The sequence below is a fragment of the Williamsia herbipolensis genome (genome assembly GCF_000964005.1).
Classification (GTDB): domain Bacteria; phylum Actinomycetota; class Actinomycetes; order Mycobacteriales; family Mycobacteriaceae; genus Williamsia_A; species Williamsia_A herbipolensis.
Genome location: NZ_JXYP01000011.1, coordinates 162,296 through 175,299 on the forward strand (window position 1 = coordinate 162,296; position 13,004 = coordinate 175,299).

The following is a 13,004-nucleotide window of genomic DNA, read 5'->3' on the forward strand; positions in this document are numbered from 1 at the left end:
GGCTGGTCGTCCGACCGCGTGCTCCCCGCGATCGCGGGGGTGAGCCCGGCTCGCAGCACGGGTTCTACGTGCACGGCGCGTGCTCCCCGCGAACGCGGGAATAGGCCCAGGGCGCCGATCCCGAACGACCCGTAGGTGACGTGCTCCCCGCGAACACGGGGATGAGCCCACCCAGGCCGCCTACCGCCAGGACCTATGGGCGTGCTCCCCGCGAACGCGGGGATGAGCCCGCGACCTTCGACAACGCCGAGGCCGCGCAATGGTGATCCCCGCGAACGCGGGGATGAGCCCTCGACGACGGTGGGGAAGGAGTTTCCAACCGAGTGCTCCCCGCGAACGCGGGGGATGAGCCCCATCGACCACACGCTTGAGTCGTCCAGGTTGAGTGCTCCCCGCGAACGCGGGGATGAGCCCCGACTACGGTGCGGTTCATGCGATCAGACGACGTGCTCCCCGCGAACGCGGGGATGAGCCCTACAGCTACACAGTGCAGGCGCTTGATGCTGCGTGCTCCCCGCGAACGCGGGGATGAGCCGGAGGTCAGCGGCCGGTACACCCAGCTGGCCAAGTGCTCCCCGCGAACGCGGGGATGAGCCCTCAAGCTCAAGCACCCCATCGGATCGAAGGTGGTGCTCCCCGCGAACGCGGGGATGAGCCCACGCTGATCGGCACGGCCTTCTCGAGAGATGAGTGCTCCCCGCGAACGCGGGGATGAGCCCGGCGAGTCGCTGACCGACGTCGTGCGTCGTGCGTGATCCCTGCGAACGCGGGGATGCGCCCGAGTTCTTCGGGCAGGCGACCAACGGCGGTGCGTGTTCGCCGCGAACGCGGGGATAAGCGCCCGGTCACGGCGCTGCTGCGATCCTCAACGGGTCCTCCCCGAGCACGCGGGCATGAGCCCGGGGCTGACGGACATCCGCCTGTCCAGCTGACCGTCCCGGGAATTTAGCTGTCAGCCGCGCACTGCGTATGTCTTCGTTTGATCTCGACGACTACTTGGCGGCACGTGCCCCGCTGGGTTCCTCGTCCACCGGAGGCCGCAGGTTCGCCCTGCCCGACCGCGGGCTGCAGGTGATGAGCTCCGACGACACCGTCATCGTTGCCCGCCGACGCGCGTGCCCACGGGCCGCAACGCCACCGTCCGGCTCGGCGACGTCCAGGTGGAGCTGGTGCAGTGGGACGAGACCTGAGGTCTCAGGCCGCGCGTGCAGCCGCCGGCGCGGTGATCCCGCGACGGTCGAGGATCGGGCGGACGCCCTCGGCGAAGTGATAGGCCTCCTCGAGATGCGGATAACCCGAGAGGATGAACTCGGTGAACCCGGCGTCGTGGTACTCGCCGATGAGGTTCGCGACCTCCTCGTGTGACCCGACGAGCGCGGTGCCCGCCCCGCCACGGACGAGGCCGACGCCCGCCCACAGGTTCGGGTAGATCTCGAGGGAATCGGTGCGACCGCCGTGCAGTGCGGCCATCCGGCGCTGACCCTCCGACTGCGACGACGAGTGCAGCTGATGGGCATTGGCGATCTGGTCGGCCGGGAGCTCGTCGAGCAGCTTCTGTGCGACCGCCCAGGCCTCGGCCGAGGTGTCGCGGCTGATGGTGTGCAGCCGGATCCCGTATCGGAGGCGCCGTCCCTCGGCGTCGGCCAGGGCACGCACGCGGTCGATCTTCGCCTTCGCGTCCGCCGGTGGTTCACCCCACGTGAGGTAGGTCTGCACGCGGCGCGCTGCGACGGCCAGGGCCGGATCCGACGATCCGCCGAACCAGAACTCCGGCACCGGGTCCGGTGCCCGCGACACCCTCGCGTCGGCGACGCGGTAGAACTCGCCGGAATGATCGACCGACTCCTGCGTCCAGATGCGGTGTACGAGGTCGAGGAACTCGTCGGTGCGTGCGTAGCGGCGGTCGTGATCGACCCAGTCGCCGAAGCGGCGCTGCTCGGCGTCGTCGCCGCCGGTCACGATGTTCAGCAGCAACCGACCCTCCGACATCCGCTGCAGGGTCGCCGCCTGCTGGGCGGCGAGCGTCGGTGGCGTCAACCCGGGCCGGAACGCGACGAGGAACTTGAGCCGACGGGTCGCCTGCAGCAGGGCCGCGGTGGTCAACCATGCGTCCTCACACCACGTTCCGGTCGGGGTGAGGACACCCTCGTAGTCGAGACGGTCGGCGGCCTGGGCCACCTCGGTGAGGTAGCGCAGGCTCGGCGGCCGGAAACCGGCGGGCTCCACCCGATGCGACGACGCGTGCGACGCACCGACGATCGAGCGTCCGTCGCCGGCGGTGGGCAGGAACCAGAAGACACGTGCGCTCATCGTGTGGCCGCCTTCACGGTGGCGTCGAAACGGGTGTCGACGAAGTCGGAGAACGGCTTGCCGGCCGGGATCTGCTTCGCCGCGACGAAGGCGTCGTACAGCTTCTGCTCGGAATCGATCACCGTCTGATCGAGGGGGATGGCCGGCCGCAGGCTGCGTCGTTGCGCCTGCTCGCCGGCGACGGGGTCGATCTTCACCGCTGCCGAGTACTTCGCCGACCACTCCTCGGGGTTGGCCTGCGCCCACGCGGACGCCTTGGCCAGTCGGGACACGAGATCGGCCAGTGCGGTGTTCTTCGCCGGGTCGTCGAGGGCCTGCTGCGAGGCGATGCCGAAGCCGTAGCCGTTGGCGACACCCTGCGCGGTGGTCAGGGTCCGCGCGCCGGTCTGCTGCTGCGCGAGGGCGGTGAACGGATCCCAGATGGCCCACGCATCGACCTGGCCCGCGGTGAACGCGGTCAGCGCGTCAGCCGGTTGGAGGGGGACGAGCGTGACGTCGGCGGGGGTCAAGCCGGCCTTCGTCAGCTGGAGCAGCAGGTGCCCGTGGGCCGAACTGCCCTTGCCGAAGGCGATCCGCTTGCCGCGCAGATCGGCGACGCTGCGCGCGGTCGAGGTCTTCGGCACCAGGATCTGATCTCCGCTCGCGTCGTTGGTGTACGCGCTCACGACCTTGATGCGGGCGTTCGCGGCGGCGCCGAAGATGGGCGGGGTGTTGCCCGTGACGGCGAAATCGATGCGCCCCGCGGTCGCCGCCTCCACCTGCGGTGGACCGGAGGTGAAGGTGGAGAACGACACCCGGTACGGGGTGCCGGTCAGCTGCCCTGACGCCTCCAGCAGGGCCTGGGTACCGCCCTTCTGATCACCGACGTCCAGGGTGACCGAGGACAGTCGACTCGCGTCGACGGTCGACGGCGCGGCGGCCGACACGGTGTCGGATTCGCGCGAGACGCATCCGGCGAGCGCGGTGGCGCCGACGACGAGGGTCAGCAGCGACGCCGCGACACGGCGCGATCGGGGACGAGAAGCGAACAGCATGAGTGCCTTTCCGGTGGTACAGAACAGATCAGTGCACGCCGAGGGCGTCGAGAAGGTGCGCCCGCAGCGCCGAGAAGCCGGGGGTCCCGCGGTCGCGGGGGCGGGGGAGGTCGACCTCGACGCGATCGGCGATCGCGCCGTCGTCGAGCACGAGAACCCGGTCGGCCAGTGCCACCGCCTCGTCGACGTCGTGCGTGACCAGCAGGACCCCGAGGTCGTGTCGTCGCCACAGGTCGAGGAGCAGCGACTGCATCGACAGCCGGGTGAGGGCGTCGAGGGCGCCGAAAGGTTCGTCGAGCAGCAGGAGTTCGGGTTCGCCCACCAGTGCGCGGGCCAGGGCGGCCCGCTGCGCCTGCCCGCCGGAGAGCGTGGCGGGCCAGGCGTCGAACTTGTCGTCGAGGCCGACCTCGACGAGCGTGGCCTCGGCGGCGCGCAGGGCCGGGGCCCCGGTGACCCGCGAGGGGTTGAGTCCGTAGGAGACGTTGTCGACCACGCTGCGCCACGGGAACAAGCGGGGTTCCTGAAACGCGACAGCCGGGCGACCCGCGACGTGGGTGTCGCCGGTGTGGTCGTCGGACAGGCCGGCGAGGACACGCAGGATGGTGGACTTACCGGATCCCGAACGCCCCACGAGCACAACGATCTCGCCCCGGGCGACGGTGAGATCCACCCCGCGCAGGACCTGATGATCGCCGTACCACTTGTCGACGCCGCGCAGCGATGCGACGGCGGTGTCGGTGGCCGTCACCGGTCGCCCTGGTAACGCAGTGCGCGGGCCTCGAGGATGCGCACGATGCCGTCGGTGATGATGCCGAGCAACGCGTAGACGACGAGTCCGAAGATGATGGTGTCGATCCGCAGGAAATCACGGGCCTGATTGATGATGAAACCGAGCCCTGCGTCGGAGTTGACCTGTTCGGCGACGATCAGCGTCAGCCACGCGATGGCCAGCGACTGTCGGAACCCGACGAGCAGCTGGGGGGCGATGCTGGGCAGGATGACCCGCGAGAAGCGTTGGCGCCATGAGAATCCGAGCACCGTGGCCGTCTCGAGATGGCGGCGGTCGATCTGGCGGATCGCAGACGATGTGTTGAGGTAGAGCGGGAACGCGACACCGAGCGCGACGAGCAGGATCTTCGGGGTCTCGCCGATGCCGAACCAGATGATGAACAGTGGGATCAGGCCCAGGTGGGGCAGTGCCCGCAGCATCTGCAGGGGCGGGTCGACGGTCGCCTCGGCGACCCGGGACAGTCCGACGACGGCGCCGAGCGCGACACCGATCAGGCCGCCCAGCACGAGACCCTCGACCACCCGTGTGCCCGACACCACCAGCGCATCGGCCAGTTCGCCGTTGCGCACGAGTTCGGCTCCGGCGTCGGCGATCAGCGACGGCGCGGGCAGGATCCGTTCGGGGATGATCCGCAGCGCGCTGCCGATCTGCCAGAGGACGAGCAGACGGCGACAGCACACGGATGACGGTCCAGCGGTGTCGTCGCCACCGGGATGACGGCACCCGGCTCGTCTCGGGAGGCGCGACGTGCGCGGCGGTGGTGGGTGCCACCGGCGTCTCGATGCGCGCGTACGAAGTGACCATCGGCGAGGTCCTCTGCTGGAGTCGTGACCGACACCGATCGGTGCCGTGGACCCGACGGTCACAAACATTCGGACATCGAGCGACGGTTCCCGTCAGCCTGGGTCGATCTGCTGCCGAGACTTGCCACCCGTCGGGTCGGGTCGCTAGGGAATGCGTCGCGCCCATGGGCGCCGATCACGACGCCTGTGCTCCCACGGCGCCGACGACCGCGGAATCCCGGCTCGCACGTCGTGGTTGAGACCGGTATGAGCAACCCCATCGCCGTCGAGATCTGGTCGGACATCGCGTGCCCGTGGTGCTACATCGGCAAACGCCGGTTCGAGGCCGGACTCGCCGCGTTCGAGGGGCGGGACGACGTGACGGTGACCTACCGGAGTTACGAGCTCGCGCCCGACACACCGACCGACTTCGACGGCTCCGAGGTCGATTTCCTGGTCGGGCACAAGGGGATGTCGTCCGCGCAGGTCGAGCAGATGCTCGACGAGATGACGCAGCTCGCGGCGGTCGAGGGACTGGCGTACGACTTCGACGCGCTGCACCACACCAACACCCGACTCGCCCATCGCACACTGCATCTCGCACGGACCGTGGGACGCCAACGCGAGTTGGCCGAGCGGTTGTTCGCGGCGTACTTCACCGAGGGGCGCCACCTGGGCCGCCCTGAGGAGCTCGCCGATCTCGCCGCGGAGGTCGGTCTCGACCGCGCGTCGGTGCTCGAGGCGCTGGCCGGCGACGACTTCGTCGACGAGGTCGACGCCGACATCGCGCAGGCGCGCGCCCACGGCATCGCCGGTGTCCCGTTCTTCGTCCTCGACGGCCGCTACGGCATCTCCGGCGCCCAGCCCGCCCCGGCGTTCACCTCCGCGCTCGAGCAGGTCGTCGCCGACCGGCGGGATCAGCCCACGCGCGCCTGACCCCGTCCGAGGGTGAGGTGGTGCGTTCTCCGCGTGTTCATCTCGATGTAGTTGGCGAGGCTAAAGTTCGCGACCATGCGTCTGACCCGCCTCACCCCGCCCCTCGTCCTGGCGCTCGTGACCGCCCTCGCCGCCGCCGCGATCGCCGCGGCCTCGCCTTCCCCGCCCTCGCCCGCCCCGACCTCGACCGGGACGACCATCGGCGCGATCCAGGGACCGGGGTTCACCTCGCCGCTGGTCGGGCAGAAGGTCTCCGGGGTACCCGGGGTGGTGGCGGCGATCCGGACCGGATCCCCCCGCGGCTTCTGGATGCAGTCGGCCACACCCGACCGTGATGATCGTGCTCGTGACCGCTCGACCTCCGACGGCATCTTCGTGTTCACCGGGTCGGCCGCGCCGACCGTGAGGCCGGGCGACGCGGTCACCGCCGCGGCGACCGTGACCGAGTACCGCGCGGCGGCGAACGTCACCGACCTCAGCGTCACCGAGCTGACGTCGCCGACGGTGACGGTGGTGTCATCGGGCAACGCGCTCCCCGCCCCGGTGGTCATCTCGCCGACCGCGGTCCCGTCGCGCTTCGCGCCCCCGGTGTCGGGCGACATCGAGCAGATCCGCCGCGCGGTGCCCACCCGATCGGCCCAGGAGTTCTGGGAATCGCACGAGGGCGAGCGCGTGTCGGTGCCGGCGCCACGGATCATCGCCCCGAGCAACACCTACGGCGACGTCTACATCACCTCGAAGCCGAACGCGGACCGGACGATCCACGGTGGCGCGCTGCTGTCGAGCTATGACCTGCCCACCGGTCGGGTCAAGGTCACCGCCCTCGACGGCGCGAAGCCCCGGATGAACGTGGGTGACCGGTTCGCGGGCCCCGTCGTCGGCCCGGTGGACTGGTCGAGCTTCGGCGGTTTCGTGATCGACGTGCCGAGCCTTCCCGCGGTCGTCTCCGGCGGACTGACCCCGACGGTGGCGTCGAAGCCCGACGCCGCCGACCTGTCGGTGGCGACCTACAACGTCGAGAACCTCGCCCCGCGCGACCCGCAGAGCAAGTACTCCGCGCTCGCCCGCGGCATCGTCACCAATCTCGCGAGCCCCGACGTGGTGGCCGTCGAAGAGGTGCAGGACAACTCGGGCGCCACCGACGACGGCACCACCGCCGCGAACACCACGATCTCGACCCTCGTGGACGCGATCGCCGCCGCGGGCGGTCCGCGATACGACCACCGCGACGTCGACCCGACCAACGACGCCGACGGTGGCCAGCCGGGCGGCAACATCCGAACGGTGTTCCTGTTCAACCCGTCTCGCGTAGCGTTCGTCGACCGCGGTACGGCGACGGCCACCACCGCGACGACCCCGCAGCGTAGTGCGAGCGGGGGTGCCGAGCTCGCGGTGTCACCGGGCCGGATTGCTCCGACCGACCCGGCGTGGGCGAACAGTCGCAAACCCCTTGTCGGGCAGTTCGTGTTCCGGGGTCGCACGGTGTTCGTGGTGGGAAACCATTTCGCCTCCAAGGGCGGTGACCAGTCGGCCGACGGCCGGTTCCAGCCGCCCGCACGCAGTTCCGAGACCCAGCGACTCGCCCAGGCGCGCGTCGAGAACGCATGGATCCGGAGCCTCCAGGCGATCGACCGGCGCGCCTCGATCGTGATCGCCGGGGACCTGAACGACTACCAGTTCAGTCCCGCCGTCCGCACCCTCACCGGGGGCGGGACGGGTCTCGTCGACCTGATCGGCACCCTGCCGCGCGAGCAGCAGTACACCTACGTCTACTCCGGGGTGTCGCAGGTGCTCGACCACATCATCGTCAGCGCCGACCTGCGCGCCCGGGCGCGGTACGAGGTCATCCACCTCAACGCGGAGTTCGCCGGCCAGACCTCCGACCACGATCCGCAGGTGGTGCACGTCCGCCCGTAGCGTGCGGAGGGCGGCAGAGCGACACCGTCGCCCGTAGCGTGCGGAGGGCGGCAGAGCGACACCGTCGCCCGTAGCGTGCGGAGGGCGGCCCCGCGACACCGCCGTCCGTAGGATCGGGTGATGGTCACCGCGTTGCTGATAGCCGACGTCCAGAACGATTTCACCGAGGGCGGCGCGCTCGGTGTGACGGGCGGAGCCGCGGTCGCTCGCCGGGTCACCGAGTACCTCGCAGGTGAGGCCGATTACGACTTCGTGGTCGCTTCACGCGACTGGCACGACTCCGACAACGACAACGGTGGCCACTTCGCGACCGCGGAGGCCCCCGACTTCGAGAACACATGGCCGGTGCACTGCGTGGCGGGGACCGAGGGTGCTCAGTACCACCCGGATTTCGTCGCCGACGCCGTCGACATCCACGTCCGCAAGGGCCAGGGGATCCCGGCGTACTCGATGTTCGAGGGATCCACCGACGACGGCTCCGCACTGGTGAACGTGTTGCGGGCGTGGGGCGTCACCGATGTCGACGTGGCGGGTATCGCCACGGACTACTGCGTGCGCGCCTCGGCCCTCGACGCCGTTGCGGCCGGGTTCCGTGTCCGCCTGCTGACCGATCTGATCGCGGGGATCTCGCCGGAGACGTCCGCGGCGGCGATCGACGAGATGGCCGATTTCGGCGTGACCGTGGTCTGAGGCGCGTTCACCGCACCGTCGCGACCACGAAGATCCGTCGGAACGGGAAGAACGTGCTGCCGTCGGCGCGGCGTGGGTACGCCGTCGACAGCTGCGGGGCCAGGTCGGCGCGGAACGCCTCCCAGGCGTCGTCGTCGAGGGCCGACCGGACCGGCGTCAATGCGGTGCCGGTGACCCAGTCGAGCACCGGGTTGTCACCGGTGAGCTGTTGGGCGTAGGTGGTCTCCCAGGCGTCGACGACGCAGCCGGCGTCGGTGAGCAGCGATGCGTAGCCGGTCGGGTCGTCGACGGTGTCGCCGCCGCGGAAGTCGATCTGCGACAGCGCATCCCGCCAGCGCGGTGAGGTCGCGACGGACCGGATGATGCGATGGGACGGGAACTCGAAGTTGCCCGGGACCTGAAAGGCCAGCTGCGCCCCGGGGTGCAGCGCTCGGGCCCAGCTGCGAAGCAGATCGCGGTGTTCGGGAACCCACTGCAGGGTCGCGTTGGAGATGATGACGTCGGTGTCGGGTGCGGGCCGCCAGTCACGGACATCCTGCAGATGCGCGTCGATGCCGCGCTCGCGTGCGGCGGCCACCATCTCCGGTGAGTTGTCGGTCGCCTCGATGACGGCATCCGGCCACCGCGCCGCGAGTCCCGCGGTGAGATTGCCGGGGCCACAACCGAGATCGACGATGCGACGCGGTCGCTCGGCGTCGATGCGCGCCAGGAGTTCTCCGTAGGGACGTCCCCGGTGATCGGCGAAAGCGAGGTAGTGCTCCGGGTTCCACATGTCAGCCTCCCGTCAAAACAGTACGCTCGTACTGTGAGTCAAACAGTACGCCCATACTGTTTGGCTGGGCAAGGGTCTCCCGGTCGGGTCGGTGACGTCCGGGGCGTCGACGCCGCTCTGGGATCTCACCTGTCGCGGGACGAGCGCCGTTGATCAGTGAGGGAGCGCGGTGATCGACGCGTGGGCGCGGGAGTCGCCGCCGACCGAGAGCCAGATGAGGATCCCGCCGGCGGTGGGTGCGGTCGTGATGCGCACGTCCTCGCCGAAGGTGATCGGCTTGTTGTACTCGATCACCAGGCGGTAGGGGTTGCTCAGCAGGTCGGGGTGATCGGGGAACACCTCGCGCAGCGCCTGGAGGTACACCGAGTTGTTCACGTGGTCGAGCCGATCGGTGTCGGCGTGGCGCAGCACGAACCGCTGATCGGACTCGTTCGCCAGCGGGGTGTTCAGCCACGCCTTCCAGCGCAGACGGTGGTTGTCGGTGGTGGTGGCCAGCATGTCGAAGAACGTGTCCTCGAGGCGGCCCGGCGACTGGGTCTCCATGTTCATGTTGATCCAGAAGCCCTCGGTCTCGATGAGGCCGCCGTTGTCGCTCGTGACGCGCACGCGCATGTTGCACCAGCGCGGCGAGATGCCCGAGCACCAGCGCGACAGGTGGACCTCGTCGGGCCAGGTGATCGGGCGGATCACGTCGATGACGGTGCGGCGCACGATCCAGAACTTGTGGGTCTCGAAGGCGCCGGCGTCGACGAGGTGCTGCGCCCCGGCCTCCTGCAGGTATCGGGCGATGCCGTCGACGCTGAGTCCCTCGAACTGGTCGATGTCGGCGCTCGACAGCGGCCACCCGGTATTGAAGACGTACCCCTCGGTGGGGCGATCGGTCAGTGGGGTTGCCACGAGCGGCTCGGTCGTCGACATCAGGCGGCCAGCGCGGTGATCGACGCGTGCGAACGGGATTCACCGTCGACCGACAACCACAGGAGCAGTCCGTCGTCGATGGGCGCGGTCGTCAAATGGACCTCCTGGCCGTACATGATCGGCTTGTTGAACTCGACCACGAGGCGGTGGGGTGCGGTGACGAGTTCGGCGACCTCGGGGGCGACCTCCGCCACGGCCTGCCAGTAGATCGCGTTCGTGACGTGCCCGAAACGGTCGGTGTCGCTGCGGCGGATCTGGAAGGTGCGTGTCGACTCGGTGGGGAGTGGTTCGGTCAGCATGGGTTTCCAGCGTAGGCGGGTGTTGTCGGTGGTCGTCGACAGGCGTGAGATCACGTAGTCGCTCATCCGGCCGATGCCCTCGGTCTCGATGTTGATGTTCAGCCAGAACCCGACGGTCTCGACCCGCCCTCCGTGGTCGCCGACGATCTGCACCCGCATGTCGCACCACCGTGACGACAACCCCGAACACCAGCGCGACACGGTCACCGTGTTCGGCCAGCTGATCGGTTCGATCATGTCGATCACGGTGCGTCGGGCGATCCAGAACTCGTGGTCGCCGAGCGCGTTGCCGTCGGCGAGGTGCAGGGCGCCGGCCTCCTGTAGGTAGCGGGCGGCCGAGTCGTAGCCCAGGATCTCGTTCTCGTTCATGTCGCTGGTGCGCACCGGCCACTGCGTGGTGAACACGTATCCCTCCGACGGGAGGGGGTCGAGGGTCAGGGCGGACAGCGCAGCGCTGGGCGACGACATGGGCGGATACCCCCGGATCGGAAGACGTGTGGACCTCGGGTGCGAACGTACCGCGCGGGCGGTCGCCGCGACGGCGGGAACGCCCCGCAGATCACGCCGTCGGTGCTGGTGGTCGTCGCGACCAGCACGATGGTGTTCCTGTGACGGCTGGGGTGGCGCGGGAGTAGATTCACCAGTCATGTCTGGGTTGGGTGCGGCGGTGCGCGGATGACGCCGGTCTATCGCGCCGCACTGGGCTCGGAGTTCACCAAGCTGCACCCGAACATCCAGTGGCGGTACGGCGTCGATTCGACGTCGGGCGTCGCGCAGGTGACGAGCGGGATCGTCGAGTCGGTGTTCTGCACGTCCAAGCTGACGCCCCCGGTGCTGCGCTTCTTCCGTAAACGCAACGTGATGCCGACGACCACGAGCCGCCTCGTGCCGTTCTTCATGGACAACTACTGCTACGTCGACGAGCGCGGTCGCGAATCGCTCGCCGTCATCCGACGGTTCGCGTACTCCAACGGCGAGCAGCGGTTGCACTCGCTTCTCGTGAACGGGTCCTCGGGCCTGGTCGACTACTTCGGCGACGGGCCCGATCTGTTGATCCCGCTGAACCCCCGCGTCGGTCCGGGTGGGTCGCTGATTCTGGAGAGCGAGCCGATGCGGATGCTCAGCCGCGGACTGCGGATGGGCATGCGCGGGCTGTTCGCGACGTCGATGCGGTACGTCGAGGAGTGGGACGACGACGAGCAGCGATTCCGGCTCGACGCGACGGTCCGCAACGTGACCCTCGGCGAGATCATGCACTTCCGTGGATGGTTCACCGCGAGTGATCGCCCGTGCACGATTCACGACATTCCCGACGAGGCCTGGCCGCTGCGCCTCGAGGAGACGGAATAGGCGATGGCCGACGGTGGTGATCGGCCACGCGGTCGTGGTCCGGTCGGGTACCTTCGCTGCCATGGCAGTCAGCGGTAACACCGAATTCGATGTCGACGTCGCACCGTCGGTGATCATGGAGATCCTGCTCGATGTGGAGGCGCTGCCCGAGTGGTCGGGCCCGCACAAGAGCGCCGAGATCCTCGAGGAGCACTCCGACGGCAGCCCCAAGCGGGTGAAGGTCGCGGTCACGATGGCCGGCATCACCGACAACGAGGTCCTCGACTACACCTGGACCGAGAACAGCTGCACGTGGGAACTGGTCGAGAGCGACCAATTGTCCTCGCAGAAGGGCACCTACACGGTCACCGAGAAAGACGGTGGGTCGCATGTGGCGTTCGAACTCGAGGCGGATCTCAAGATCAAGATGCCCGGTCTCATCGTGAAGCAGGCCCAGAAGAAGGCCGTCGAGACGGCGAAGAAGGGTCTCACCGCCGAGGCGAAGCGTCGCAGTTCCTGACGGGCGAAGCGTTGCAGTTCCTGACGGGCGGTCTCGCGCGGAGTTCGTGACCTGATCGATGCACGGCGCTGCCGGTGCGCACGGCGTGTCGGCGAGTACGGTTGGCGCGTGCGAGTCGGTGGCCGCCGGGATCGCGAGTTTCGAGAAGATCAGTTGAGGTTCAGCATGTTTCGGGTTGGTTCACGGATGGCAGTGCGCACGGTTGCAGCAGGATTCGTCGGCGCGTGCGCCGTGGGCACGATGTCGCTCGTCGGCACCGGGGGCGCCTCGGCGGCGCCGCTGGTGTGCGACGCGGCCAACAACGGTCAGGTGAATCGTGTTGTCGGCGCCGGTAGTTGTGGTGCACGCGCCCAGGGCGTGGCGACGGCGCACGCCGAGGATCGCTCCGGTGCGGGCACCGCGGTGGCCTCGTCGCTCACCTACGGTCGCGCGAACGCGCTCAACACGGCGCCCGGTTCGACTGCTCTGGCCGGTGCGCGCAGCGGCGGCACGAGTTACTCGTTCAGCGTCGGACCCGGCGGTCTCTCGGTCGCCCAGGCCCGTACCGGCGGCACGTCGGTCTCCGTGGCCGGAATCGGTGGCGCGGCGTACTCCGGCGAGGGTGGCGTCCGATGCAGCGGCGGCGCGGCGGCGGCCTACGACAGCACCACCGGCACCTTCTGCTTCGGGACGGGTCGCACGTACTTCACCAACGTGCGCTGACACAG

At 69.3% G+C, this 13,004-nt stretch carries 12 protein-coding genes and 1 pseudogene; 6 read left to right on the top strand and 7 right to left on the bottom strand.

The window, feature by feature from the left end:
* Positions 1–1,194: 1,194 nt before the first annotated feature.
* The 4 genes and pseudogenes from TU34_RS04810 to TU34_RS04825 form a co-directional block, all read right to left on the bottom strand.
* Entirely contained in the window at positions 1,195–2,310 is a 1,116-nt protein-coding gene (locus TU34_RS04810) for an LLM class flavin-dependent oxidoreductase (RefSeq protein ID WP_045821705.1), read from the bottom strand.
* Positions 2,307–3,344: an ABC transporter substrate-binding protein gene (locus TU34_RS04815; protein ID WP_045821706.1), complete on the bottom strand. Its 1,038-nt coding sequence runs from the start codon at positions 3,342–3,344 to the stop codon at positions 2,307–2,309. The genes TU34_RS04810 and TU34_RS04815 overlap by 4 nt, the downstream gene beginning before the upstream one ends.
* 28 nt (positions 3,345–3,372) lie before the next feature.
* Positions 3,373–4,092 (bottom strand): ABC transporter ATP-binding protein, encoded by a 720-nt coding sequence (locus TU34_RS04820; RefSeq protein ID WP_045821707.1) that lies wholly within the window; start codon positions 4,090–4,092, stop codon positions 3,373–3,375.
* Positions 4,089–4,938 (bottom strand): annotated as a pseudogene (locus tag TU34_RS04825) (ABC transporter permease). Before TU34_RS04825 ends, TU34_RS04820 begins: the two are co-directional and overlap by 4 nt.
* A gap of 245 nt (positions 4,939–5,183) precedes the next feature.
* On the opposite strand from TU34_RS04825, the gene TU34_RS04830 reads away from it, so the two are divergent.
* The 3 genes from TU34_RS04830 (at position 5,184) to TU34_RS04840 (ending at position 8,459) form a co-directional block, all read left to right on the top strand.
* Positions 5,184–5,852 (top strand): DsbA family oxidoreductase, encoded by a 669-nt coding sequence (locus TU34_RS04830; RefSeq protein ID WP_045821823.1) that lies wholly within the window; start codon positions 5,184–5,186, stop codon positions 5,850–5,852.
* 75 nt (positions 5,853–5,927) lie between these two features.
* The gene (locus tag TU34_RS04835; protein ID WP_045821708.1) at positions 5,928–7,769 is read left to right on the top strand and encodes an endonuclease/exonuclease/phosphatase family protein; all 1,842 of its coding nucleotides are present in this window, start codon (positions 5,928–5,930) and stop codon (positions 7,767–7,769) included.
* A 120-nt stretch (positions 7,770–7,889) separates the two neighbouring features.
* Positions 7,890–8,459, top strand: coding sequence for an isochorismatase family protein (locus TU34_RS04840; protein WP_045821709.1), 570 nt, complete (start codon positions 7,890–7,892; stop codon positions 8,457–8,459).
* Positions 8,460–8,466: 7 nt separating this feature from the next.
* On the opposite strand, the gene TU34_RS04845 is transcribed toward TU34_RS04840, so the two are convergent.
* The 3 genes from TU34_RS04845 to TU34_RS04855 all read right to left on the bottom strand — a co-directional run bounded on the left by TU34_RS04845 (position 8,467) and on the right by TU34_RS04855 (position 10,916).
* Positions 8,467–9,231, bottom strand: a complete 765-nt coding sequence (locus tag TU34_RS04845) for a trans-aconitate 2-methyltransferase (protein WP_045821710.1) — start codon at positions 9,229–9,231, stop codon at positions 8,467–8,469.
* 153 nt (positions 9,232–9,384) lie between these two features.
* Complete coding sequence (locus TU34_RS04850; RefSeq protein WP_238981168.1) at positions 9,385–10,128, bottom strand: acyl-[acyl-carrier-protein] thioesterase; 744 nt, start codon at positions 10,126–10,128, stop codon at positions 9,385–9,387.
* Positions 10,129–10,148: 20 nt separating this feature from the next.
* Positions 10,149–10,916, bottom strand: coding sequence for an acyl-[acyl-carrier-protein] thioesterase (locus TU34_RS04855; RefSeq protein WP_045821712.1), 768 nt, complete (start codon positions 10,914–10,916; stop codon positions 10,149–10,151).
* A gap of 207 nt (positions 10,917–11,123) precedes the next feature.
* Between TU34_RS04855 and TU34_RS04860 the strand changes: the two genes are divergently transcribed.
* The 3 genes from TU34_RS04860 to TU34_RS04870 all read left to right on the top strand — a co-directional run bounded on the left by TU34_RS04860 (position 11,124) and on the right by TU34_RS04870 (position 12,999).
* Positions 11,124–11,798 (top strand): DUF4166 domain-containing protein, encoded by a 675-nt coding sequence (locus TU34_RS04860; RefSeq protein ID WP_045821713.1) that lies wholly within the window; start codon positions 11,124–11,126, stop codon positions 11,796–11,798.
* A 61-nt stretch (positions 11,799–11,859) separates the two neighbouring features.
* Positions 11,860–12,297 carry an SRPBCC family protein gene (locus tag TU34_RS04865; protein WP_045821824.1) on the top strand — a complete coding sequence of 146 codons (438 nt, stop codon included), beginning with the start codon at positions 11,860–11,862 and terminating at the stop codon, positions 12,295–12,297.
* 186 nt (positions 12,298–12,483) lie between these two features.
* The gene (locus TU34_RS04870; RefSeq protein ID WP_045821714.1) at positions 12,484–12,999 is read left to right on the top strand and encodes a DUF6764 family protein; all 516 of its coding nucleotides are present in this window, start codon (positions 12,484–12,486) and stop codon (positions 12,997–12,999) included.
* Positions 13,000–13,004 lie beyond the last annotated feature (5 nt).